24 protein-coding genes are annotated in these 22,220 nt (G+C 69.3%); 17 read left to right on the top strand and 7 right to left on the bottom strand.

Features of this window, described 5'->3' with window-relative positions; translation table 11 throughout:
* Nucleotides 1-50: 50 nt before the first annotated feature.
* From ftsY to ACSF9G_RS19490, 4 genes are all read right to left on the bottom strand, one after another.
* Nucleotides 51-1,226: a signal recognition particle-docking protein FtsY gene (gene ftsY / locus ACSF9G_RS19505; RefSeq protein WP_436643792.1), complete on the bottom strand. Its 1,176-nt coding sequence runs from the start codon at nucleotides 1,224-1,226 to the stop codon at nucleotides 51-53.
* Complete coding sequence (gene mtaB / locus ACSF9G_RS19500) at nucleotides 1,223-2,506, bottom strand: tRNA (N(6)-L-threonylcarbamoyladenosine(37)-C(2))-methylthiotransferase MtaB (RefSeq protein ID WP_436643791.1); 1,284 nt, start codon at nucleotides 2,504-2,506, stop codon at nucleotides 1,223-1,225. Before mtaB ends, ftsY begins: the two co-directional genes overlap by 4 nt.
* Before the next feature lie 14 nt (nucleotides 2,507-2,520).
* Nucleotides 2,521-3,387 carry a diaminopimelate epimerase gene (gene dapF / locus ACSF9G_RS19495; protein ID WP_436643790.1) on the bottom strand — a complete coding sequence of 289 codons (867 nt, stop codon included), beginning with the start codon at nucleotides 3,385-3,387 and terminating at the stop codon, nucleotides 2,521-2,523.
* 111 nt (nucleotides 3,388-3,498) lie between these two features.
* Complete coding sequence (locus tag ACSF9G_RS19490) at nucleotides 3,499-4,149, bottom strand: hypothetical protein (RefSeq protein ID WP_436643789.1); 651 nt, start codon at nucleotides 4,147-4,149, stop codon at nucleotides 3,499-3,501.
* Nucleotides 4,150-4,271: 122 nt separating this feature from the next.
* Between ACSF9G_RS19490 and ACSF9G_RS19485 the strand changes: the two genes are divergently transcribed.
* The 17 genes from ACSF9G_RS19485 to ACSF9G_RS19405 all read left to right on the top strand — a co-directional run bounded on the left by ACSF9G_RS19485 (nucleotide 4,272) and on the right by ACSF9G_RS19405 (nucleotide 20,242).
* Nucleotides 4,272-4,910 carry a class I SAM-dependent methyltransferase gene (locus ACSF9G_RS19485; RefSeq protein WP_436643788.1) on the top strand — a complete coding sequence of 213 codons (639 nt, stop codon included), beginning with the start codon at nucleotides 4,272-4,274 and terminating at the stop codon, nucleotides 4,908-4,910.
* A gap of 210 nt (nucleotides 4,911-5,120) precedes the next feature.
* The gene (locus ACSF9G_RS19480; RefSeq protein ID WP_436643787.1) at nucleotides 5,121-6,629 is read left to right on the top strand and encodes a DEAD/DEAH box helicase; all 1,509 of its coding nucleotides are present in this window, start codon (nucleotides 5,121-5,123) and stop codon (nucleotides 6,627-6,629) included.
* A 28-nt stretch (nucleotides 6,630-6,657) separates the two neighbouring features.
* On the top strand, nucleotides 6,658-6,933 hold the full coding sequence (gene infA / locus ACSF9G_RS19475) for a translation initiation factor IF-1 (RefSeq protein ID WP_261615847.1): 276 nt from the start codon (nucleotides 6,658-6,660) through the stop codon (nucleotides 6,931-6,933).
* A gap of 248 nt (nucleotides 6,934-7,181) precedes the next feature.
* Complete coding sequence (locus tag ACSF9G_RS19470; protein WP_436643786.1) at nucleotides 7,182-7,379, top strand: glutathione S-transferase; 198 nt, start codon at nucleotides 7,182-7,184, stop codon at nucleotides 7,377-7,379.
* A 14-nt stretch (nucleotides 7,380-7,393) separates the two neighbouring features.
* Complete coding sequence (gene ffh, locus ACSF9G_RS19465) at nucleotides 7,394-8,902, top strand: signal recognition particle protein (protein WP_436643785.1); 1,509 nt, start codon at nucleotides 7,394-7,396, stop codon at nucleotides 8,900-8,902.
* A gap of 81 nt (nucleotides 8,903-8,983) precedes the next feature.
* A complete protein-coding gene (rpsP, locus tag ACSF9G_RS19460; protein ID WP_436643784.1) occupies nucleotides 8,984-9,436 on the top strand; it encodes a 30S ribosomal protein S16 in 453 nt (150 codons plus the stop codon).
* A 54-nt stretch (nucleotides 9,437-9,490) separates the two neighbouring features.
* A complete protein-coding gene (gene rimM, locus ACSF9G_RS19455; RefSeq protein ID WP_436643783.1) occupies nucleotides 9,491-10,048 on the top strand; it encodes a ribosome maturation factor RimM in 558 nt (185 codons plus the stop codon).
* On the top strand, nucleotides 10,045-10,806 hold the full coding sequence (gene trmD / locus ACSF9G_RS19450) for a tRNA (guanosine(37)-N1)-methyltransferase TrmD (protein ID WP_436643782.1): 762 nt from the start codon (nucleotides 10,045-10,047) through the stop codon (nucleotides 10,804-10,806). Before rimM ends, trmD begins: the two co-directional genes overlap by 4 nt.
* A 74-nt stretch (nucleotides 10,807-10,880) precedes the next feature.
* A complete protein-coding gene (rplS, locus tag ACSF9G_RS19445; protein WP_436643781.1) occupies nucleotides 10,881-11,585 on the top strand; it encodes a 50S ribosomal protein L19 in 705 nt (234 codons plus the stop codon).
* A gap of 91 nt (nucleotides 11,586-11,676) precedes the next feature.
* Nucleotides 11,677-12,495, top strand: coding sequence for a class I SAM-dependent methyltransferase (locus ACSF9G_RS19440; RefSeq protein WP_436643780.1), 819 nt, complete (start codon nucleotides 11,677-11,679; stop codon nucleotides 12,493-12,495).
* A gap of 309 nt (nucleotides 12,496-12,804) precedes the next feature.
* Nucleotides 12,805-14,220 carry a 3-isopropylmalate dehydratase large subunit gene (leuC, locus tag ACSF9G_RS19435; RefSeq protein ID WP_436643779.1) on the top strand — a complete coding sequence of 472 codons (1,416 nt, stop codon included), beginning with the start codon at nucleotides 12,805-12,807 and terminating at the stop codon, nucleotides 14,218-14,220.
* 280 nt (nucleotides 14,221-14,500) lie between these two features.
* Nucleotides 14,501-15,070: a hypothetical protein gene (locus tag ACSF9G_RS19430; RefSeq protein ID WP_436643778.1), complete on the top strand. Its 570-nt coding sequence runs from the start codon at nucleotides 14,501-14,503 to the stop codon at nucleotides 15,068-15,070.
* 43 nt (nucleotides 15,071-15,113) lie between these two features.
* A complete protein-coding gene (locus ACSF9G_RS19425) occupies nucleotides 15,114-15,371 on the top strand; it encodes a hypothetical protein (RefSeq protein WP_436643777.1) in 258 nt (85 codons plus the stop codon).
* Between the two features lie 38 nt (nucleotides 15,372-15,409).
* Nucleotides 15,410-15,835: a metallopeptidase family protein gene (locus ACSF9G_RS19420; RefSeq protein ID WP_436644041.1), complete on the top strand. Its 426-nt coding sequence runs from the start codon at nucleotides 15,410-15,412 to the stop codon at nucleotides 15,833-15,835.
* 115 nt (nucleotides 15,836-15,950) lie between these two features.
* A complete protein-coding gene (locus tag ACSF9G_RS19415) occupies nucleotides 15,951-16,154 on the top strand; it encodes a hypothetical protein (RefSeq protein WP_436643776.1) in 204 nt (67 codons plus the stop codon).
* Nucleotides 16,155-16,191: 37 nt separating this feature from the next.
* The gene (lysA, locus tag ACSF9G_RS19410; RefSeq protein ID WP_436643775.1) at nucleotides 16,192-17,457 is read left to right on the top strand and encodes a diaminopimelate decarboxylase; all 1,266 of its coding nucleotides are present in this window, start codon (nucleotides 16,192-16,194) and stop codon (nucleotides 17,455-17,457) included.
* A 205-nt stretch (nucleotides 17,458-17,662) separates the two neighbouring features.
* Entirely contained in the window at nucleotides 17,663-20,242 is a 2,580-nt protein-coding gene (locus ACSF9G_RS19405) for a TIGR02302 family protein (RefSeq protein WP_436643774.1), read from the top strand.
* On the opposite strand, the gene ACSF9G_RS19400 is transcribed toward ACSF9G_RS19405, so the two are convergent.
* Genes ACSF9G_RS19400 through ACSF9G_RS19390 form a run of 3 tightly spaced genes read right to left on the bottom strand, consistent with a single transcriptional unit; the run spans nucleotide 20,212 to nucleotide 22,118 of the window.
* Nucleotides 20,212-20,619 carry a response regulator gene (locus ACSF9G_RS19400; protein WP_436643773.1) on the bottom strand — a complete coding sequence of 136 codons (408 nt, stop codon included), beginning with the start codon at nucleotides 20,617-20,619 and terminating at the stop codon, nucleotides 20,212-20,214. The genes ACSF9G_RS19405 and ACSF9G_RS19400 overlap by 31 nt on opposite strands.
* Before the next feature lie 15 nt (nucleotides 20,620-20,634).
* Nucleotides 20,635-21,273 carry a hypoxanthine phosphoribosyltransferase gene (gene hpt, locus ACSF9G_RS19395; RefSeq protein WP_436643772.1) on the bottom strand — a complete coding sequence of 213 codons (639 nt, stop codon included), beginning with the start codon at nucleotides 21,271-21,273 and terminating at the stop codon, nucleotides 20,635-20,637.
* Entirely contained in the window at nucleotides 21,270-22,118 is an 849-nt protein-coding gene (locus ACSF9G_RS19390; protein ID WP_436643771.1) for a zinc-ribbon domain-containing protein, read from the bottom strand. The genes hpt and ACSF9G_RS19390 overlap by 4 nt, the downstream gene beginning before the upstream one ends.
* Nucleotides 22,119-22,220 lie beyond the last annotated feature (102 nt).

Genomic DNA, 22,220 nt, shown 5'->3' with positions numbered 1-22,220 from the left:
GAGCGGCGGCGCGCTCTGCCAACAAGGGCAGGCGCCGGCGCGGCGTCACGTCACGGTTCCCGGCCGGCATCGCCGCCCTCCGTCGCGTCGCCGTTACCGGTGTCGCCGTCGATCGCCTCTCCGACGATCGCGCGGGCGAACTCGCTCGCCGTGAACGGGTGCAGGTCGTCGACACCCTCGCCGACGCCGATGACGTGGACCGGCAGGCCGTGCTTGGCGGCGATGGCGACCAGGATGCCGCCGCGCGCGGTGCCGTCGAGCTTGGTCATCGCCAGCCCGGTGACGCCGCAGACCTGGCGGAAGATCTCCGTCTGGTTCATGGCGTTCTGGCCCGTCGTCGCGTCGAGCACCAGCAGGACGTCGTGCGGCGCGGTCTCGTCCTGCTTCCTGATGACACGGACGATCTTTTCCAGCTCCGCCATCAGCTCGGTGCGGTTCTGAAGCCGCCCGGCGGTGTCGATCATCACCACGTCGGCCTGCGCCGCGCGCGCCTGCTGCAACGCCTCGAAGGCGAGCGCGGAGGCGTCCGAGCCCTGCTCGCGGGCGACCACGGTCGCGCCGGTGCGCTCGCCCCAGATCTTGAGCTGCTCGATCGCCGCGGCGCGGAACGTGTCGCCGGCGCCGAGCACCACCGACTTGCCCTCGCGGCGGAACTGCGCGGCGAGCTTGCCGATGGTCGTGGTCTTGCCGGCGCCGTTGACGCCGACGACGAGGATCACGTGCGGTTTCTTATCCGGATCGATCGCCAGCGGCTCGGCCACCGGCTCCAGCACCGCCTCGATCTCCTGGGCGAGCACGGTGCGCAGCTCGACGTCGTCGATTTCCTTGTCGTAGCGTTCCTTGGCCAGCCGCTCGGTGATGCGCACCGCCGTTTCCACGCCGAGATCGGCCTGGATCAGGATGTCTTCCAGATCCTGCAGCGTCTCGTCGTCGAGCTTGCGCTTGCGGATCAGCGCGGTGAGGTTCTGCCCCAACGCCGAGGACGAGCGCGACAACCCGGCGCGCAGCCGTTGCAGCCACGATCGCGGCTTCTCGGGCCCGGGCTTCTCAGCTCCGGACGCGTCCGCCCCGGATGCCTCCGCGACGGAGGCGTCCGTTGCGGGCTCTTCCGTCCCGGGCTTGTCCGTCCCGGGCTTGTCCGTCCCGGTGGCGACGGCCTGGTCTTCCGGAGCCTTGCGGCCGAGCAGCCGGTCCATCAGGCTCGGGCCGGACTTCTCTTCGCTCATGCTGCCGCCATTCCGATCGGGGGGTCTACGCGGGTCTCGAGACGGCGACCGTCATGGCCGGTGACGCGCGCCCTGACGACCGAACCGGACGGCAACGCCCGGTCGAGCCGGGCGACGGTGAACTGCTCGGTGCGCCCGCTCGTCTCGGTCTCCACCAGCACCAGCCGGTCGCGGCCGATCTCGGCGTCGAGATGGCGCATCAATGCGACTTCGCCTTCCGCCCTGAGCCGCGCCGCGCGCTCCTTGACGAGCCGCCGGTCGACCTGCGGCATGCGCGCCGCCGGGGTGCCGGTGCGTGGCGAGAACGGGAAGACGTGCAGATGCGTCAGGCCGCAATCGGCGACGATCCTCAGCGTGTTCTCGAACATCGCGTCGGTCTCGGTCGGGAAGCCGGCGATCAGGTCGGCGCCGAACACCATGTCCGGCCTGAGCCGGCGCACCGCGTCGCAGAACGCCACCGACTGGGCGCGCGAATGCCGCCGCTTCATCCGCTTCAGGATCATGTCGTCGCCGGCCTGCAGCGACAGATGCAGATGCGGCATCAGCCGCTCCTCCTCGGCGATCGCCCGCAGCAGGTCGTCGTCGGCCTCCACCGAATCGATCGAGGAAATACGCAGCCGCCCCAGCTCGGGGACATGGCGCAGGATGGCGCGGACCAGCGTGCCGAAGCGGGGGTGGCCCGGCAAGTCGCCGCCATAGGAGGTGAGGTCGACGCCGGTCAGCACCACCTCGGCGTAGCCCGCCTCGACCAGACGGCGCACCTGATCGACGACGGCGCCCATCGGCACCGAGCGCGACGGACCGCGACCATAGGGGATGATGCAGAAGGTGCAGCGATGGTCGCAGCCGTTCTGCACCTGCACGAAGGCGCGCGCCCGGCCCTCGAACCCTTCGATCAGGTGGGCGCCGGTCTCGGTCAGCTCCATAATGTCGTTGACGCGCACCTTTTCGGCCTGGTCGGCCCCGAACGGCAGCGCGCGATAGCTTTCCGGCTTCAGCTTCTCGGCATTGCCGAGCACCAGGTCGACCTCCGCCATGTCGGCGAAGGTCCGCGGCTCGGTCTGCGCCGCGCAGCCGGTGACGACGATGCGGGCGGCCGGATTCTCGCGCCGCGCCTTACGGATCGCCTGGCGCGCCTGGCGCACGGCCTCGCCGGTCACGGCGCAGGTGTTGACGACGATGGTGTCGGCGAGGTCGGCCTCGTCGGCCAGCTCGCGGATCGCCTCGGATTCCGCCGCGTTGAGGCGGCAGCCGAAGGTCAGGATATCGGGCCGGGACATTGCGTTTCTCCCGGTCAGGCCGCCGGAGCGGCGGTCTCGACGGAGACCGCGCCCTCGTATTCGAGTTCCCACGGCCCGGTCATCAGCACGTGATCGTCGGACTCGCGCCAGTCGATACGCAGCGGCCCGCCCGGCAGCGTCACCGTGACGGCGCGCTCCGTCAGCTTCTTGCGCGCGGCCGCCACCGCGGCGGCGCAGGCCGCCGAGCCGCAGGCCCGCGTAAGCCCGGCGCCGCGCTCCCAGACCTTCAGCGTGATCGCCTCGCGGCTCGCCACCTGGGCGAGGCTGATATTGGCGCGCTCGGGAAAGACCGGATGGTTCTCCAGAAGCGGCCCGATCTTCGACAGATCGTAGGCCTCGATGTCGTCGACCCAGAAGATCGCGTGCGGGTTGCCCATCGACAGCGCGCTGGGTGAATGCAGGATCGGATCGTCGATCGGGCCGATCTGCAGTTCGATCGCGCGGGTGTCGCGGAACTCCTCGGCGAGCGGGATGGTCTCCCAGTTGAAGTCCGGCGGCCCCATGTCGACGGTGATCAGGCCGTCGCCGGCGTCCCAGGCGTTCAGCAGCCCCGCCGCCGTCTCGAAGGTCGCGGCGGACCGGCCGGTCTCCTGCATGACGAGCGCGGCGATGCAGCGCGCGCCGTTGCCGCAGGCACCCGACAGCGAACCGTCGTTGTTATAGATGCGCACGGTCGCGTCGATCCCCTGCGCGCGCGGCGGCAGCAGCACCATCATCTGGTCGAAGCCGCTGCGCGGCGCGGCGGCGACGGCACGCACCATCTCGGGCGTCAGCGCGAGGCGATCCGCGCGCAGATCGACGACCAGGATCTCGTTGCCGAGCCCGTTCATCTTCTTGTAGCGGATCGTAGGCGCACTCATCGGGAAACTCCGTGCCGGCGACCACGGGCCGGCTGGCCCGTTATATGGCGTTTTTTCGCCCGTCGCGCCACCCTCGCCGCCGATCCGATGTCGCGCAGGTGTCGGATGCGATCAGATGGCGGCCGCCTCGATGGTTTCATAGCCCTTGTCCAGGTCGACCCGCACCAGCGCCGCGACCAGCCGCGCGAAGTCGGCGCGATCGACCAGGTTCGCCAGGCCGGCGGGATCGTCGGCGAGCCCGAGCCTGGCCGCCGCCTTCAGGGCGCGCCTGTCGGCGAAGGGATACAGTTCGGGCCAGACCGGCTGGACCTCGCGGAAGAACAGGTCGACGCCGACCTCGCCGATCCCCTTGAACGCCTTCAGCAAGTCGCGCTCCGCGGCGGGATCGCGGTTTGCCGCCGCGCGCAGGTTGCCGAGATCCCCGCCGTAGCGCTCGATCAGCAGCGCGCAGGTCTCGCCGAGCATGCGTGACGTGCTCTCGTCATAACGCGCATAGCCTGAGCGGTTCAGCACCCGCACCCTGGCCTCCCAGCCGGCGGCCAGCATCGCCTCCGGCGTCGTCCAGCCGGCCGCGAACAACGCCCCGGCCGCCGACAGCGCCGCGTCCGCCCGGATGCGCGCGCTGAACAGCAGCGCGGCGACCAGCCAGCAGAACAACGCCGACGGCGTGTCCGCCGCGATATCGATCCCGAGCTCGTCGCAGTAGGTACGCCCGTAGATATCGAGCAGGGCCCGGACGCGTTTCGTCTTTACCGGTTTCACCAGGACGCGCCTCCCCGCGCGCCACTTTACCGCAACCGGCAACGCGATCGACACCTTGCCGGACGGCAGGCGGATCCGTAGCGTCGCCCCGGACCTTAAGGACACACGCTAAGGAGACCGGTATGCATCCCGGCCCCAAGTTACCGTCACCCTGGGTGACCCGCTTTCTGTCGGGCACCAGGGCCGGCGGCACGATGCTCGATGTCGCCTGCGGATCGGGCCGGCACCTGCGCCATGGGCTCGACCAGGGCCTTGTCGTCACCGGCATCGACCGCGATCTGTCCGACGCCGAGGATCTGGGCGAGCGCGGCGACGTCGCCCTGATCGAGGCCGACCTGGAGACCGGCCGTCCGTTTCCGCTGAGGGACCTGCGGTTCGACGCCGTGGTCGTCACCCACTACCTGTGGCGGCCGATCCTGCCCGACATCGTCGGCTGCGTCGCCGAAGACGGCGTCTTCATCTACGAAACCTTCGCCCTCGGCCACCACCGCGAGGGCAGGCCGATGCGGCCGGACTTCCTGCTGAAGCCCAACGAGCTGCTGGAGGTCGCGCTGCCCCGCCTCGTGGTCATCGCCTATGAGCAAGGCGAACTGCCCGGCGACGATGCTCACGCCGGGCACGCCCGCGTCGTCCAGCGCATCGCCGCCTGCGGACCGAAGCACCGCTGGGCCGGCGACAGCCCCTTTGTTTTCGCCGACGACCGCCCCGTTAGCGAGGCCCGCGAACCGCCCGCGGATCGCGAAACCCACGTGACACCTTGATAAACTGACGATTGTCGGCCATATAGCGACGATCCGAGACTCGCGGGCCGCGTTGCTCGAATATCCGCACAAGATATTTTGCCCGCTGGAATTGACCTCGTTTATTCATTCGACAGCCCAGGCCGCGCGGGGTGTCTTCGCCCCAGAACCGCGTGAGCGCGGGCGCTTTTGCATTGGCGCCGCGATCCGCGACCACGAAAGCATTCCTACTTGAACACCTTCTCTGAACTGAATCTGTCAGCCTCCGTGCTGCGCGCCCTTTCCGACGCCGGCCACGAGATGCCGACCCCCATCCAGGCCCAGGCGATCCCGCATCTCCTGAACGGCCGCGACCTCATCGGCATCGCCCAGACCGGCACCGGCAAGACCGCCGCCTTCGCCCTGCCGATTCTCGACCGTCTCGAGCGCCGCCATCAAACCCATAAAGGCGAAAGGCCCGCGCCCAAGTCGTGCCGCGTGCTGATCCTGAGCCCGACGCGGGAGCTGTCCGGCCAGATCGTCGACTCCTTCCGCAGCTACGGACGCCATCTTCCCCTCAAGGTCGAACTCGTCATCGGCGGCGTGCCGATGAACCGGCAGATCCGGGCGCTCCAGCCCGGCGTCGACGTCCTCGTCGCCACCCCCGGCCGCCTGCTCGATCTGGTCGAGCAGAGGGCGCTGCGTCTCGACAAGGTCGAGGTGCTGGTGCTGGACGAGGCCGACCAGATGCTCGACATGGGCTTCATCCACGCGATCCGCGCGACCGTGAAGTTTCTGCCCGCCGAGCGCCAGACGCTGCTGTTCTCCGCCACCATGCCGCAGACCATCGCCGATCTGTCGCGCCAGTTCCTGCGCGACCCCGTCCGCGTGTCGGTAACGCCGGTCGCCAAGACCGCCGACAAGATCGACCAGACGGTGATCCACGTGAACCGCGCCGACAAGTCCAACCGGCTCGCCTCGGTGCTGAGCGATCCGGCGATCGACCGGGCGCTCGTGTTCACCCGCACCAAGCACGGCGCCGACAAGGTGGTCCGCCATCTCGCCAAGACCGGCATCTCGGCCGCCGCGATCCACGGCAACAAGTCGCAGAACCAGCGCGAGCGCACGCTCGCCGCGTTCCGCTCCGGCAACGTCCGCGCGCTGATCGCCACCGACATCGCCGCCCGCGGCCTCGACATCCCCGGCGTCAGCCATGTGGTCAACTACGACCTGCCGAATATCCCGGAATCCTATGTGCATCGCATCGGCCGCACCGCGCGCGCCGGCGCCGACGGCATCGCGGTGTCGTTCTGCGACGCCGAGGAACGGCCCTTTCTGCGCGACATCGAGCGGCTGATCCGCATGTCGATTCCCGTCGATGGCGCCGCGCCGCGTCCGGTGGTAGCCTCCGCCCCGGTTGCGGGGGGAACGCCGGACCGCACGGAAGCTGACGCGGATAAGCCGCACCGCAACGGCCGCAAGCGCCGCCGCCCGGGCAGGGGTAGCCGGAGCCCGGAACGTCAGGGTCAGGAACGTCAGGGTCAGGAACGTCAGGGTCAGGGACAGCGGGACCAGGCCCGGAAGGATCAGGGCCAGGAGAATTCCCGTGCCCGTCCGGCGGAGGCGCAGGCGTCGAACCGTGCGAACCGGCATGCGCCCGCGAACGCCGCGAGCGGCTCCGGCCAGGACCTGGCCGGGATGTCGTTCCTGAAACGCAAGACCGGCGACCGGCGCTCGGCCGCCGCGACGGTCAAGCACTGATCGTCGGTTTCGAGAGAAGGAGACCTGGATGGCAAAGGAAGAAATGCTCGAATTCGAAGGGACCGTCACGGAAGTGCTTCCGGACGGTAACTTCCGGGTGAAGCTCGACAACGATCACGAGATCCTGGCCTACGCGGCCGGCAAGATGCGCAAGCATCGCATCCGCACCATCGCCGGCGACCGCGTGACGGTCGAGATGAGCCCGTACGATCTGGAGCGCGGCCGCATCAATTTCCGGCATCGCACCGGCGGCCCGGTACCCGGCCAGCCCCGGCGCGGCGGCGGCAATTTCCGCCGACGCTGAGCGGTCCGCCCCGCTCTCGCCGTCGGCCGACAGGACGGCGGCAAATGGAGAAGACGGGCCCAACGGCCCTCTTTCCTTGACTCTTCGGTGCCTCGCGCGTATCACGCGCCATCTCTTGTGAAGAGACTTGCGATCGACACGGCCGTTGCGCACATGAGGCGTAGGGGTCGACACCCGCCAGCGAAGATTCGCCCGCGGGTGCCGTTTTCGTTTGGAAACATGGTTTCGTTTGGAAGCATGGTGCCGCAATGGCCGACGAACTGAGGATCGAGGACTGCGTCAACGAGGTCTGCCCGTGGTCGGGCGATCCCGTGAGCGCGGATTCGCTGACCCTCTATCGGGGCAGGGTCGTCGGCTTCTGCAACACCGGCTGCCGCGACAAGTTCGCCAAGGCCACCGCCCTGTTCGACGAAAGCATCGGCTCCGACGGCAAGATCGACAGATAAGGCAGGTCTCTCACATGTTCGATTCTCTCCAGGAACGGCTTTCCGGCATTCTCGACGCGCTGACCAGGCGCGGCGCGCTGACCGAGGCGGATGTCGCCGCGGCGCTGCGCGAGGTACGCCGGGCGCTGCTGGAGGCCGACGTCGCCCTCGACGTCGTGCGCGACTTCGTCGAGAAGGTGCGCGAGCGCGCCATCGGCGCCGACGTCGTCAAGTCGGTCACGCCCGGCCAGATGGTCGTCAAGATCGTCCACGACGTCCTCGTCGAGACGCTCGGCGCCAACGCCCAGACCATCGACCTGAACGCCCCGGCCCCGGTCGCCATCATGATGGTCGGCCTGCAGGGCTCGGGTAAGACCACCACCACCGCCAAGATCGCCAGGCGCCTGTCGGAGAGGCAGAAGCGCAAGGTGCTGATGGCCTCGCTTGACACCCGCCGCCCCGCCGCCCAGGAGCAGCTCAAGGTGCTCGGCGAGCAGATCGGCGTCGACAGCCTGCCCATCGTCGCCGGCCAGACCCCGGTGCAGATCGCCCAGCGCGCCATGCAGGCCGCCCGTCTCGGCGGCTACGACGTGGTGATGCTCGACACCGCCGGCCGCCAGTTCGTCGACGAGGCGCTGATGGTCGAGATGGCGGAGATCGAGACGGCCGCAAGCCCGCACGAGGTGCTGCTGGTCGCCGACGCGCTGACCGGCCAGGACGCCGTCAATCTCGCCCGCGCCTTCGACGAGCGCCTGGCGCTGACCGGCATCGTGCTGACGCGCCTGGACGGCGACGGCCGCGGCGGCGCGGCGCTGTCGATGCGCGCGGTCACCGGCAAGCCGATCAAGCTCGCCGGCGTCGGCGAGAAGATGGACGCGCTCGAGGACTTCCATCCCGAGCGCATCGCCGGCCGCATCCTCGGCATGGGCGACATCGTCTCGCTCGTCGAGAAGGCGGCCGAGACCATAGACGCCGAAAAGGCCAAGGCGATCGCCGACAAGATGCGCAAGGGCGCATTCGACCTTGACGATCTCGCCGAGCAGCTCAAGCAGATGCAGAAGATCGGCGGCATGCAGGGCGTGCTCGGCATGATGCCCGGCATCGGCAAGATGAAGAAGCAGCTCGAGGGCGCCAATCTCGACGACCGCGTGATCAAGCGCCAGGCCGCGATCATCTCCTCGATGACGCGCCAGGAACGGCGCAAGCCCGACATCCTCAAGGCCAGCCGCAAGAAGCGCATCGCCGCCGGCTCCGGCACCCGGGTCGAGGACGTCAACCGCCTGCTCAAGATGCACCGCCAGATGGCCGACATGATGAAGGCCATGGGCAAGGGCAAGGGCGGCCTTGCCAAGCTGTTCGGAATGGGCGGCGGCATGCCGGCCCCCTCGCCGGAAGAGCTCGCCGCCATTCAGGAAGGCGGCATGCCGAAGCTGCCGCCGATGCCCGGCGGTCTGCCCGGCCTTGGCGCGGGTGGCCTGCCGCCGGGATTCGGTGGACCGGGCGGCCTGCCGGGCCTGCCAAAGGGTTTCATCAAGAAGAAATGACCGGGGCACGCCCCGGAACGCGGCGATCGGGACCTGTCCCGACCGCCAACACCAGGACAATGAAAGCGAAAAGGACCTGAAATGTCTCTGAAGATCAGACTGGCCCGCGGCGGTGCCAAGAAGCGCCCGTTCTACCGCATCGTCGTCGCCGATTCGCGCAGCCCGCGCGACGGCCGCTTCATCGAGAAGCTCGGCACCTTCAACCCGCTGCTGCCGAAGGACCACGCCGAGCGCATCGTCCTCGACGTCGAGAAGGCCAAGGGCTGGCTCGCCAAGGGCGCCACGCCGACCGACCGCGTGCTGCGCTTCCTCGATGCCGCCGGCGTCATGACGCGCCCGGCCCGCAGCAACCCGAACAAGGGCAAGCCGGGCCAGAAGGCGCTCGAGCGCATCGAGTTGAGGCGTCAGGCCGAGGAAGAGGCCAAGGCCGCCGCCGCGGCCCCTGCCGAGACCCCTGCCGAAGCCCCCGCGGAAGAGGCTCCCGCTGAGGAAGCCGCCGCCGAGGCTCCGGCCGAAGAAGCGAAGGCCGAGTGATCGGCCTTTCGGCCGGTTCGGCTCCGATCGGGCTTTGAGGCGAGGCGTCGGGCGGTGGCAGCGGACGGCAAACGGGTCTGCGTCGGCGTGGTCGGCGCGCCACACGGCGTCCGCGGCGAGGTTCGGATCAAGAGCTACACCGCCGAGCCGCTCGATATCGCCGCCTACGGTCCGCTGACGACCGAGAACGGACGGACGGTCGAGATCCTGGGCGCGCGGCTTGCCAAGACCATGGTGATCGCCGCGCTGAAGGGTGTGAACGACCGCTCTGCGGTGGAGGCGCTGAAGAACCAGCGCCTCTATGTCGACCGGGACCGGATGCCGGCCCCGGAAGAGGACGAGTGGTACCACACCGATCTGATCGGGCTCGAGGTCCGCGATCTTGGCGGCGAGACGGTCGGAACGGTGACGACGGTGCAGGATTTCGGCGGCGGTGATCTTCTCGAGATCCGCCTGAAGGGAACCCCGCGGACGGTGTTCGCGCCCTTCACCAGGGCCGTCGTCCCGACCGTCGACGTGGCCGCGGGCTTTTTGACGATCGACCCTCCCGAAGGTCTTTTCGACCAGGAAACGGGGCCGTCGGACGAGGACGAGGACAGGAACGCGCAATGAGCGGATGGCACGCCACCGTGCTGACCATCTATCCGGGAATGTTTCCCGGACCGCTGGGCCATGCCCTGGCGGGCCGCGCGCTCGGGTCCGGCCTGTGGCAGCTCGACGTTCTCGACATCCGCGACTTCGCCACCGACCGCCACCGCACCGTCGACGACACCCCGGCGGGCGGCGGCCCGGGCATGGTGATGAAGGCCGACATCGTCGCCGCCGCGCTCGACGAGGCGGTCGTCACGGGGCCGAAACGGCCGCGCATCCTGTTGTCGCCGCGCGGCAGGCCGCTGACCCAGGCCCGGGTGCGCGACCTGAGCGAAGGCCCCGGCGCGATCCTGCTCTGCGGCCGCTTCGAGGGCGTCGACGAGCGCGTCATCGAGGCCCGCGAGCTGGAAGAGGTCTCGCTCGGCGACTTCGTGCTGTCGGGCGGCGAGATCGCCGCGCTCGCCCTGATCGACGCCTGCGTGCGCCTGCTTCCCGGCGTCATGGGCGCCGAGGACTCCGCGTCCGAGGAAAGCTTCGAGCAGGGCCTGCTCGAATACCCCCACTACACCCGGCCCCAGGTCTGGGAAAACCGGGCGATCCCCGAGGTGCTTCTGTCCGGCGATCACGGCCGCGTCGCCAAGTGGCGGCGGGCCGAGGCAGAGCGGATCACCCGGGAGCGCCGTCCGGACCTGTGGACGGCCTACCGGGCCGTTCAACGTGATGGCGGTAAGGGCCCGGACCGCCCGGCAAGTATCGACAAGTCAACCGGTTTCAAGTAGACGAACGCCAACCCAAGCGCAGGCGGCGGCCCCAAGTGCCCGCGACGCGCGAAGACTTTGAAGGAAGTAATCCGATGAATATCCTGCAGGAACTCGAAAAAGAGCATGCCGCCGCGCTCGCAACCGCCCGCGAGGTACCGGAATTCCAGCCCGGCGACACGCTGCGCGTGAACGTGCGCATCGTCGAGGGCGAGCGCACCCGCGTGCAGGCCTACGAGGGCGTCTGCATCGCCCGCGGCGGCCAGGGCATCAACGAGAGCTTCACCGTCCGCAAGATCTCCTACGGCGAGGGCGTCGAGCGCGTCTTCCCGGTCCACTCGCCGAACATCGAGTCGATCGAGGTGAAGCGGCGCGGCAAGGTACGTCGCGCCAAGCTGTATTACCTGCGCGAGCGCCGCGGCAAGTCTGCCCGCATTCCCGAGCGCGTCGACACCCGCGCCGGCGCCCGGGGCAGCAAGACCCAGGCCAAGCCGGCCGAGCTGACCGCGCTGTTCACGAAGCCGAAGGGCGCCCCCGACGACCTGACCAAGATCAACGGCGTCGGCGAGGTGCTGGTCGAGAAGCTGCACAAGCTCGGCATCACCAAGTTCGACCAGATCGCCAACTTCTCCGACGACGACATCGCCAAGGTCGACGACGTGCTGGATTTCAAGGGGCGCATCGAGCGCGAGGACTGGATCGGCCAGGCCCGCGCGATGATCGCCGAGGCGACCGCTGACGAGGTCAAGGTCGACGAGGCGCCGGCCGCGGACGCCGCCGAGGACGAAAAGAAGGGCTGAGCCCCTTCTCCTGGCGCGACGTTTTGATCGGGCGGCCTTCGGGTCGCCCGTTTCGTTTTGAGCCCCCTTTCGCAGACGACAGGCCCGCGCCATGAGCGATCCGTACACCGAGGCCAACCGCAGGAACTGGGACGAGCGCGTCGGCATCCACCTGCGCGACGCCGGTGCGATCTATCCGATTGAGGCCTTCCGCGCGGGCGCCGATACGCTGATGCCGATCGAGGTCGCCGAGATCGGCGACGTCGGCGGCCGGCGGATCGCCCATCTGCAGTGCCATTTCGGCCTCGACACGCTGAGCCTCGCCCGGCGCGGCGGCGCGGTGACGGGCCTAGACTTCTCGCCGGCGGCCATCGCCGCGGCCCGCAAGCTTGCCGCCGAGACCGGAATTCCGGCGGATTTCGTGGAAGGGGACGTCTACGAGGCCCGCGCGCTGCTGACGGGCGATTTCGACCTGGTCTACGTCTCCTGGGGCACGATCATCTGGTTGCCCGATATCCGCCGCTGGGCAAACGTGGTCGCAAGCCTGCTCAGGCCCGGCGGACGGCTGTACCTGGCCGAGGGCCACCCGTTCCTCTCCCAGTTCGAGGAGGTCGGCGGCAGGCTGGTCCTCGCCTGGGACTGGAAGACGCCGGTCGACCGGCCGCTGGCCTTCGACGACGCCGAAACCTATGCCGGCGACGGCACGGCGCTGAAGACCCCGCGCAGCTACGAGTGGATCCATCCGATCTCCGCCATCGTCACGGCGCTGGTCGATGCCGGGCTGCGGCTCGACTTCCTGCACGAGCACGACGCCGTGCCCTGGGCCGCCGTGCCGATGATGCGGCAGGGCGCGGACCGGCTGTTCCGCTTGCCCGAAGAAAGCGCCGGTCCGCCGCTGGCGTTTTCGCTTGGCGCGACCAGGACCGTTTGACGACGCAAATCATTGCCGTTTGCCCCTATCGACAGTATCTTCCGGCCATGCGCGCGACTGAAACGCACTTGCGGAGACCGAGCGTCCCCGGCCGGGCCATCCGTGGCCGCGGGTCTCGCGGCCTCGTGCCCGGCTGTCCGGGCGCGGCGCCGCTGCACGACCATGCGTTGCTGCCGTGGCGTTTCCACGCGCTGCTGCGCGCCGCCGACAGCATCCTCTGAACCGGGTTTCACGGCCGCTCCCCGGCCGTATCCAACGCCTGCTCGTCAACCTGCGGGCACCCCTGATTTGCGACGGAACGAGAAAACCATGTCCAAGCCGAGAACCCTCTACGACAAGATCTGGGACGACCATCTGGTCGACGAGCAGGAAGACGGCACCTGCCTGCTCTATATCGACCGCCACCTGGTTCACGAGGTGACGAGCCCGCAGGCCTTCGAGGGCCTGCGCCTGAACGCCCGCCAGGTGCGCGCGCCGCAGAAGACGCTGGCCGTGGTCGACCACAACGTGCCGACCACCGACCGGAGCCACGGCATCGACGATCCGGAATCGGCGCTGCAGGTCGAGACCCTGGCCAAGAACGCCAGCCAGTTCGGTGTCACCTATTTCGACGAGAACGATATCCGCCAGGGCATCGTCCACGTGATCGGCCCCGAGCAGGGCTTCACCCTGCCCGGCACCACCATCGTCTGCGGCGATTCCCACACCTCGACGCACGGTGCCTTCGGCGCGCTCGCCCACGGTATCGGCACCTCGGAGGTCGAGCACGTGCTCGCCACCCAGACGCTGATGCAGCGCAAGGCGCACAACATGAAGGTGCAGGTCGACGGCACGCTGCCGGACGGCGTCACGCCGAAGGACGTGATCCTCGCCATCATCGGCGAGATCGGCACCGCCGGCGGCACCGGCCACGTCATCGAATATGCCGGCGACGTGTTCCGCGACATGTCGGTCGAGGGCCGCATGACGGTGTGCAACATGTCGATCGAGGGCGGCGCGCGCGCCGGCATGATCGCCCCCGACGAGAAGACCTACGCCTATATCGAGGGCCGGCCGATGGCCCCGAAGGGCCAGGCCTGGGACATGGCGCGCGCCTACTGGGACACGCTGCCGAGCGACGAGGGCGCCGAGTTCGACCGCATCGTCCGCCTCGACGGCAACGCGCTGCCGCCGATCGTCACCTGGGGCACCAGCCCGGAGGACGTGATCTCGGTCACCGGCGCCGTGCCCGATCCCGAGGAGATCGCCGACGAGCACCGCCGCGAGGCCAAGCGCCGGGCGCTCGCCTATATGGGTCTGACGCCGGGCACGAAGATCACCGACATCCGCCCCCAGCGCGTCTTCATCGGCTCCTGCACCAACTCGCGCATCGAGGACCTGCGGGCGGCGGCGAAGATTATCGAGGGCCACACGATCCATCCCGACGTGAACGGCATGGTCGTGCCGGGCTCCGGCCTCGTTAAGGAACAGGCGGAATCCGAGGGCCTCGACAAAATCTTCAGGGCCGCCGGCTTTGACTGGCGCGAGCCGGGCTGCTCCATGTGCCTGGCGATGAACGCCGACAAGTTGGCCCCGGAAGAGCGCTGCGCCTCGACCTCGAACCGCAACTTCGAGGGCCGCCAGGGGTTCAAGGGCCGCACCCACCTGGTTTCGCCGGAAATGGCGGCCGCCGCGGCGATCGCCGGCCATTTCGTCGACGTGCGCGCGTGGCCGAAGGCGGTCTGAGGTCTATATGCGATACGCCCGCGGAGCCGCGCAGCGATAACTCGCGGCTCCGCGGGCAACACTGCCCCCACCATCGGCGCGCATTGCCGAGGGCCAACCGAGCCGAGACACCGCAGCGCGGTGAAACGGCGACGGTGACGCGACAAATTTGTAACATCCCGTGTCAAACCCGTCGCGCCGACACATTTGGCGGCGAATTGACCCCGATCTGTCCACATTTTCGCTTCGATTCGCTTTCATTGCGGCCGGCATCGTTTTCTCGTGACCGGAGACCGACGCGATGCGCGCTGCCGCACTTCTCCTTGCCTTCGCCCTGACGGCCATCGTCCCGGTCGGCGTGCGCGCCGAACCGATGCACGACCTCGCCGACGGCGGGCGCTATCAGCTCATGGAAGTCAACGACAAGGTCGTCCGGCTCGACACCGAGACCGGCGCCTTCGAGCTCTGCCGCATGGAAGCGGACGCATGGTCGTGCACGGTCACCCGTGACCAGCGCGCCGCGCTCGAGGCCCGCATCGCCGAGCTGACCCGCCGGATCGAGGACCTCGAGGCCACGGCCCTTGAAACGAACCGCGCGGCTCGGGTCAGCGCCACGGCGAGCCCGGCGACGCCGGCCCCGGTCGTCGTCGAGCAATTGCCGCTGCTCGCGCAGGCTGCCCCCCAGTCCGCGCCGCAAACCGCGCCTGTCACCGCGACCACCGAGTTCAGCAAGGTCGCCGACATCGTCCCGCCGGTCGAGGTCGGACGCAGCGCGGGCCACCCGATGGTGATCGCGCCGGCGGCACCGGCGCCTCAGAAGCCCGGCCTCGTCGAGCGCCTCGGCAACCTGCTGCCGAATTTCGGCTGGTAGCCGTGGGCTTGCCGCCCCGGCGCCGACACCGTAGCGTCGCCGCATGACCGGTGATCGTCACGACCGCGAGGATGCGCGCCGCGAGAAGGCGCTGAAGGATCTGGAGGACGCCGCCGCCGGGTCGGAGGTGTTCGGCACGTCGGCCTTCGTGCGTCAGGCCGAGAAGGCCAAGGCGCATTTCTCCGGCGCCGACGCGGAGACCGACGACTGGACCGAGATCTGGGGCCGTCGCATTGGCCGCGGCCTGTCGCTGATCGCTTTTTTCGGCCTCCTCATCTACCTTGCCGTCACCTATCTGTAGGCCTGCATATGGACGTCGAAAGAAGCGAGAACACCGGCATGGCGCGCGCGAATCCCTTTTCGGTCTGGCAGGACCGGCAGGCGCCGACGCTGGACGACTTCCAGCGCATGGCCGCCGACGCCTTCGCCAATCTGCCGGGTGCGTTGCGCCAGCTGTGCGGCGACATCGTCATCCAGGTTGCCGAGTTCCCCGACGACGAGGTGCTCGACGATATGGGGCTCGAGACCGCCTACGACCTGCTCGGCCTGTTCCAGGGCACCGGCCTGGCCCATCGCGGCCTGCCGCATACGGGCGAGATGCCCAACATGATCTGGCTCTATCGCCGGCCGCTGATCGATTACTGGGCGGAATCCGAGGAAACCCTCGGCCATCTGGTCACCCATGTGCTCGTTCACGAGATCGGCCACCATTTCGGCCTGTCGGACGACGACATGGAGGCGATCGAGGCGCAGGCCCGGGACTGAGCCGGCCCGACAAGCGGCACGGCCCGCCGGGTTGTTCCGTTTCCCGAAGAATTCTGCTACCCGTCGCCGACAGCGTCTTTTCCTCCGGCCGATCGGGAACAATTCGAGCGTGCAGATGCCTTATTTGAGAGCCGCGATCCTGGGTGCCGCCGCAACGGCGGTGTTGCTGCTTGCCGGCTGCGGCGTCAAGCCGTCGCAGCTCCAGCCACCGGCCGATACCGAGGCCTCCGAGATACGCGATCCGAACATCAAGAAGGCGCCGCCCAAGGACGGCACGAAACCGGACAAGCCGTTCATTCTCGACGGCCTGCTGATGTAGCGGCCCTTTCGGGCGGCGTACCTGCGGACACAGACCCATGCATCACTTCGATTACCGGCAGGGCGTCCTCCATGCCGAGGGCGTGCCGGTGCCAGAGATCGCGGCGGCGGTCGGAACGCCGTTCTACTGCTATTCGACGGCGACGCTGGAACGGCACTACCGCGTCTTCACCGAGTCTCTGGCCGGCGTCCCGGCCATGGTCTGCTACGCCATGAAGGCCAATTCCAACCAGGCCGTGCTCGCCACGCTGGCCCGGCTCGGCGCCGGCATGGACGTGGTCTCCGAGGGCGAATTGCGCCGCGCCCGCGCCGCCGGCGTTCCCGGCGAGCGCATCGTCTTCTCCGGCGTCGGCAAGACGGCACGCGAACTCAGCCACGCGCTCGACGAGGACATCTACTGCTTCAACATCGAATCCGAGCCGGAACTGGAGTTGCTCTCCGAGATCGCCGCCGCGCGCGGACAGACGGCGCGCGTCTCGATGCGCATCAATCCGGACGTCGACGCCAAGACCCACCGGAAGATCGCCACCGGCAAGTCGGAGAACAAGTTCGGCATCCCCTGGGCCCGCGCCGTCGACGTCTACGCCCGCGCCGCCGAGCTGCCCGGCATCCGGGTCACCGGCATCGACCTGCACATCGGCAGCCAGATCACCGATCTCGGCCCGTTCGAGGATGCCTTCACCCTGTTGCGGGAGCTGATCGGCACGCTGCGCGCCGAAGGCCACGTCATCGAGCATGTCGATCTCGGCGGCGGTCTCGGCATTCCATATGTGGCGGGCAACACGCCGCCGCCGCTGCCGGCCGACTACGGCAGGATCATCCATCGGCACCTGGCCGAGCTCGATTGCCGCGTCATCGTCGAGCCGGGCCGGCTGATCGCCGGCAACGCCGGTATGCTCGTCACCAGCGTGATCTACGAGAAGCACGGCGCCGACAAGACCTTCGTGATCGTCGACGCGGCGATGAACGACCTGATCCGCCCGACGCTCTACGAGGCCCATCACGAGATCGTGCCGGTCGCCGAACCCGCGCCGGACGCCGTGCGGCAGGCCGTCGACGTGGTCGGCCCCGTCTGCGAGACCGGCGACTATCTCGCCCACGACCGGGCGCTGCCGCCGCTGCGGTCCGGCGCGCTGCTCGCGATCATGTCGGCGGGCGCCTACGGCGCGGTCCAGGCCTCGACCTACAACACCCGCCTGCTGGTGCCGGAAGTGCTCGTGAACGGCGACCGGTTCGTCGTCGTCAGGCCGCGCGGCACCTATGAGGACCTGATCGGCCTCGACCGCCTGCCGGACTGGCTATAGCCCGGTCTCACGCCCGGGGGTTCACAAACGCCTGATTGGCGCCATCTTGCCGTTTGAGACTATGCTGACGCTGTGCCGCGAAAGCGGGCGGACCCATGTCCGCGACCAGCAGTGTCCGTGACCATATGCCGATCGTGCCCTAGATTAGGGATCCCGGATCCGGGATATTCCCATTCGGGGCGACGCGACCGGGAAGGATGAACCGTTGGCCGACTCCCGAGAACGGCGCAGCGACGCCGGCGACAAGGCGACGTCAGCACGCAGGCTGATCCAGGGCGCGATCCGCCGCGCCGCGGCTGCGATCGCCTTCGAACGGCTGTGGCCCGCCCTGTTGCCGGCGGTGACCGTCATCGCCGTCTACTGCATCGTCTCCTGGCTTGGCCTGTGGATTTCGCTGCCGCCCTATATCCGTCTCGGCGGCCTCGCCCTGTTCGTGCTCGCCTTCCTGGCATCGCTCTGGCCGCTGGCCCGTCTGCGCCTGCCGCGCCCCGGTGAGGCGCGCCACCGCGTCGAGACCGCGACCGGCCTCTCCCATCGCCCGCTCACCGCGCTCGAGGACCGGCTCGCCGGCACCCATCCTTCCGGCGCCGCTGCCGATGCCGCCACCGAGCGCCTGTGGGCCGCCCACCGGGCCCGCGCCGCCGCAGGCATCGGCCGGCTGTCGGCGGGCATGCCCGCCCCCCGCGTCGCCGCCCGCGATCCCTATGCCCTGCGCGCCATCGTCGTCCTGCTGTTCGTCGTCTCGCTCGCCTGGGCGGGCCCCGACTGGGGCGGCCGGCTGCTGTCGGCCGCGGCCCCCGTCGGCCCGGACGAGGCCCAGATCGCCCGCATTGACGCCTGGGTGTCGCCGCCGCGCTATACCGGCCGTCCGCCCGTTCTGCTAACCGGCAGCGGCGCGCGGCGCGAGGAAGGGCTTGGCGCGAACGGCGCCGCGCCGGCCCCGATTTCCGTGCCGCAGGGCTCGCAGCTCGTCATCCGCGCGCCCGCAGATGCCGGCGTCGCCGTCGCCGCCGCCTTCGGCACGGCCGAATCGGCGCCGGTGCCCGCCGCGGACGTCGAAAGTGCTGCCACCGCGCCGGCGGAGTACCAGATCGCCCTGGACGAGAACGGCTCCGTCAACGTCAGCCTCGACGGACATCAGGCGCTCGGCTGGCGCTTCGAGGTCATCGCCGACCGCCCGCCGTCGATCGCCTTCGCCCATCCGCCCGACTTCACCGCCACCCAGGCGTTGCGGCTGAACTACACGGTCAGCGACGATTACGGTGTCGTCGGCGCCGACGCCCGCTTCGAACCGCTCGACCCCCGGCTCGCCGACGCCGACCCGCTGGTTCCCCCGCCCGACTTCCCGCTGTCGCTGCCGCAGTTGCGGGCCCGGTCCGGCGCCGCCCAGACCATCAAGGAGCTGTCGAGCCATCCCTGGGCCGGCTCCAAGGTGCGGCTTCGCCTGGTCGCCCGCGACGACGCCGGCCACGAGGGCCTGAGCGATCCCGTCGAGATCACCCTGCCGCAGCGCCGCTTCTACGAGCCGCTGGCCCGCGCCATCGTCGAGCAGCGCCGCAACCTGGCGCTCGACCGCAATGCCGTGCCGATGGTCGCCGGCGCCCTCGACGCGCTGGCCCTGGAGCCGGAGAAGAATGTCGGCGACTACGGCGTCTATCTGGGCATGCGTTCGGCGTTCTGGCGGCTGCGTGCCGGCGACGGCAGCGAGGAGACCCTGCGCGGCGTGATCGACCAGCTCTGGGAGGTCGCGCTGCAGATCGAGGACGGCGACCTGTCGCTGGCGGCCGAAGACCTGCGCGCCGCCCAGGAACGGCTGATGCAGGCGCTCGAGAACGGCGCCTCCGACGAGGAGATCGAGCAGCTGATGGCGGAGCTGCGCGAGGCGCTCGACGAGTTCCTGCGCGAGCTCGCCCAGCGGGCGATGGAGAACCAGGATCAGGCCCAGCAGATGCCGATGGATCCGAACGCCCAGACCTTCAGCCGCAACGACCTGCAGCGCCTGCTCGACGCCATCGAGAACATGGCGCGCTCCGGCGCGCGCGATTCGGCCCGGCAGATGCTGAGCGACCTGCGCAACCTGCTCGAGAACCTGCGCAACGGCCGCATGCAGCCCGGCCAGATGCAGTCCGGCCCGATGGGCGAGATGCTCGACGAGCTCGCCGACCTGATCCGCCGCCAGCAGGAGCTGATGGACCAGACCTTCCAGCTCGACCAGCAGGGACAGCAGCCCGGTCAGGGCGAGCGTGGCCAGGGCGAACGCGGTCAGGGCCAGCAGGGCGAAGGCCAGCAGGGTCAGGGCGGCGACCAGCTGGGCCAGCTCGGACAGGGCCAGGGCGAGCTGCGCGAGGCGCTGCGCCAGCTGATGGAGAAGCTGAAGGAGCTCGGCGGCCAGCCCGGCAACGAGCTCGGCCAGGCCGGCGAGGCGATGGGCGAGGCCGAACAGTCGCTCGGCCTCGGCGATACCGGCGACGCGCTGGACCAGCAGGGCCGGGCGCTCGACAACCTGCGGCGCGGCGCCCAGTCGATGGCCGAGGCGCTGGCGCAGGGCATGGCCCAGGGCATGGGAATGGGCCAGCCGGGGCCGAACGGCCGCCAGCGCACCGATCCCTTCGGCCGCCCGCTGCGCACCGAGGGTCCGGACTACGGCGTGACGGTCAAGGTTCCCGACGAGATCGACGCCCAGCGCGCCCGCGAGATTCTGGAGGAACTGCGCCGCCGCCTGTCGGATCCGCTCCGGCCGCGGCTGGAAAAGGACTATCTGGAGAGGCTGCTCGAGCGGTTCTGAACGTCGGCCAGGTCGTCTGCGAACACGTCCCTGACGCGGACGCGGATCTCGGCGAGCGTGAACGGCTTCAGCACCACGTCATGGACGATCTCGTCGAGCCCGTCGGCACGTTCGCGCTGATTGGCATAGCCGGTCATCAGCATCACCGGCACCTCCGGCCGCTCCCGCGCCACGTTGAGCGCCAGCGCAATGCCGTCCATCACCGGCATGACGATATCGGACAGGACCAGACCGGCGCCGCGCGCAGGTCCCCGCAACAGGTCGAGCGCCTCGGCGCCGTCCGTCGCCTCCTGGACCGCGTAGCCGTCGATCTCCAGGGCGCGGCGCACGAAAGTGCGCACGCCGTCGTCGTCGTCGACCAGAAGGATCGTCTCCATCCGTCCCGCTCCCTATCAGCCGTTCGTCTGGTCGCCATCGTCGGGGGCACCAACGTCCGGGACGCCAACGTCCGGAACGCCAGCGTCCAGGGCGCCATCATCCCCGGCGCGCCCTTCCACGATGCCGACGAACGGCAGCTCCCGGAACGCGTGCGCCACGTCCATGCCGTAGCCGACGACGAACAGGTCGGGACAGGAAAAGCCGACGAAATCAGGGTCGATGTCGGCCGCCCGCTTGCCGGGCTTGTCGAGCAGGACGCAGGTCAGGACGGTATCGGCGCCGCGTGCCGCGAGCAGGTCCTTGGCATAGGCAAGGGTGCGCCCCGATTCGAGAATGTCGTCGACCAGGATGACGGTGCGGCCCTTCACGTCGCTGTCGATGTCGCGCAGCACCGTGACCCGGCCCGACGATTCGGTGCCGGCGCCATAGCTCGACAGGCTCATGAACTCCACTTCCGGCGACAGGCCGGCGGTATAGAGCGCGCGCAACAGGTCGGCGGCGAAGACGAAGCTGCCCTTGAGGATGGCGATGACCAGCGGCCGCGGTCCGGCGCGGGTGCCTATCTCCTGCGCGATCTCGCCGTTGCGGGCGGCGATCTCCTCCGGCGAGTACAGCACCCGGATGCGATGGCCGCCCCGTTCGATCGTCGTCAATTGCCGAGCTCCACAATCCGTCTGTCGCGCTCCATGAAGCGCAGCTGCAAATCGTCCGCGCCCCGCGGCGGCGAGGCGAGCCGGGTGCGGAAGGTCATCGCCGCGTCGGGGTCGAGCACCCGTTGCCGCGGCTCCAGCGTCCAGGCGTACAACTCGTCGCCGCCGTCGGTCCGCAGAGAGAAGCGCAGCGCGGGCACCGGCATCGCCCGGTCGCGGATGTTGAGGATCTCGCCCTCGATGATCAAAACCGGCACTCCGTCCTCGAAATCGCGCCGCTGCGCGACGTTGCCGAACTCCAGTCCGCGCAGGTTTACCGGAAATCCGATCGCGGAGTACAGACCGGCTGTGGACGGCAGTGTCCGCACCACGTCCTCGCGGTAGTGGAACGCGGCGACGAGACCGGCCAGGACACAGCCGAACACGAACGCGTCGAGGCCACGTCCGCCGCGGCCCCGGTAGCGGATTTTGGGCCGGTTGCCGGCATGTTTCGCCGCGAATCGCGCGCGCGCCTCGGCGGCGTGCTCGATCGGGTTGAGGTCGGTTTCACCGGCGGCCGCAGCGCTGTCGGCGCCGCCGTCGTCGACAATGCGCGCGCCGAGCGGCTCGGCCTGTGATTCGGCACGCACCCGCTCGCCGGTCTGCGGCTCCTGGACCCGGTCGGCCCGGCTCGGCGGCGGCGGCGCATCCTCGTCCGGTTCCGGCGGCAGGACCATCGGCTCGGACGTATAGGCGACCGCATGCCAGACATTCCGGCACTTTACGCAGCGCACCGAGCGGCCGTCGGGCGGAAACGTCGCACCGTCGACATCGTAGCTCGTATTGCAGTTCGGACAGGTTATTTTCATAGAAACCCGCGTGCGGCACGGCGAACGTCGCCCGCTCCGGGCGTCCGGCGTGCACATCCACCTCGCCGGATTATGATTAATGAAGCGTTAAGGGCCGGTCTG

The organism is Microbaculum mangrovi (assembly GCF_051390635.1).
In the GTDB taxonomy this organism is placed as follows: domain Bacteria; phylum Pseudomonadota; class Alphaproteobacteria; order Rhizobiales; family Tepidamorphaceae; genus Microbaculum.
The sequence above is the reverse complement of the archived record's forward strand: the minus strand, read 5'-3'. Positions and strand labels throughout refer to the sequence as shown.

What these genes read in the sequence shown, in the direction of transcription:
- ffh (WP_436643785.1), top strand. Translation starts at nt 7,394, where the DNA reads ATGTTCGATTCTCTCCAGGAACGGCTTTCCGGCATTCTCGACGCGCTG.
- ACSF9G_RS19470 (WP_436643786.1), top strand. Translation starts at nt 7,182, where the DNA reads ATGGCCGACGAACTGAGGATCGAGGACTGCGTCAACGAGGTCTGCCCG.
- rplS (WP_436643781.1), top strand. Translation starts at nt 10,881, where the DNA reads ATGAATATCCTGCAGGAACTCGAAAAAGAGCATGCCGCCGCGCTCGCA.
- mtaB (WP_436643791.1), bottom strand. Translation starts at nt 2,506, where the DNA reads ATGTCCCGGCCCGATATCCTGACCTTCGGCTGCCGCCTCAACGCGGCG.
- ACSF9G_RS19400 (WP_436643773.1), bottom strand. Translation starts at nt 20,619, where the DNA reads ATGGAGACGATCCTTCTGGTCGACGACGACGACGGCGTGCGCACTTTC.
- leuC (WP_436643779.1), top strand. Translation starts at nt 12,805, where the DNA reads ATGTCCAAGCCGAGAACCCTCTACGACAAGATCTGGGACGACCATCTG.
- ACSF9G_RS19425 (WP_436643777.1), top strand. Translation starts at nt 15,114, where the DNA reads ATGACCGGTGATCGTCACGACCGCGAGGATGCGCGCCGCGAGAAGGCG.
- infA (WP_261615847.1), top strand. Translation starts at nt 6,658, where the DNA reads ATGGCAAAGGAAGAAATGCTCGAATTCGAAGGGACCGTCACGGAAGTG.
- ACSF9G_RS19430 (WP_436643778.1), top strand. Translation starts at nt 14,501, where the DNA reads ATGCGCGCTGCCGCACTTCTCCTTGCCTTCGCCCTGACGGCCATCGTC.
- ACSF9G_RS19440 (WP_436643780.1), top strand. Translation starts at nt 11,677, where the DNA reads ATGAGCGATCCGTACACCGAGGCCAACCGCAGGAACTGGGACGAGCGC.
- ACSF9G_RS19485 (WP_436643788.1), top strand. Translation starts at nt 4,272, where the DNA reads ATGCATCCCGGCCCCAAGTTACCGTCACCCTGGGTGACCCGCTTTCTG.
- ACSF9G_RS19390 (WP_436643771.1), bottom strand. Translation starts at nt 22,118, where the DNA reads ATGAAAATAACCTGTCCGAACTGCAATACGAGCTACGATGTCGACGGT.
- ftsY (WP_436643792.1), bottom strand. Translation starts at nt 1,226, where the DNA reads ATGAGCGAAGAGAAGTCCGGCCCGAGCCTGATGGACCGGCTGCTCGGC.
- ACSF9G_RS19420 (WP_436644041.1), top strand. Translation starts at nt 15,410, where the DNA reads ATGGCGCGCGCGAATCCCTTTTCGGTCTGGCAGGACCGGCAGGCGCCG.
- rpsP (WP_436643784.1), top strand. Translation starts at nt 8,984, where the DNA reads ATGTCTCTGAAGATCAGACTGGCCCGCGGCGGTGCCAAGAAGCGCCCG.
- dapF (WP_436643790.1), bottom strand. Translation starts at nt 3,387, where the DNA reads ATGAGTGCGCCTACGATCCGCTACAAGAAGATGAACGGGCTCGGCAAC.
- trmD (WP_436643782.1), top strand. Translation starts at nt 10,045, where the DNA reads ATGAGCGGATGGCACGCCACCGTGCTGACCATCTATCCGGGAATGTTT.
- lysA (WP_436643775.1), top strand. Translation starts at nt 16,192, where the DNA reads ATGCATCACTTCGATTACCGGCAGGGCGTCCTCCATGCCGAGGGCGTG.
- ACSF9G_RS19415 (WP_436643776.1), top strand. Translation starts at nt 15,951, where the DNA reads ATGCCTTATTTGAGAGCCGCGATCCTGGGTGCCGCCGCAACGGCGGTG.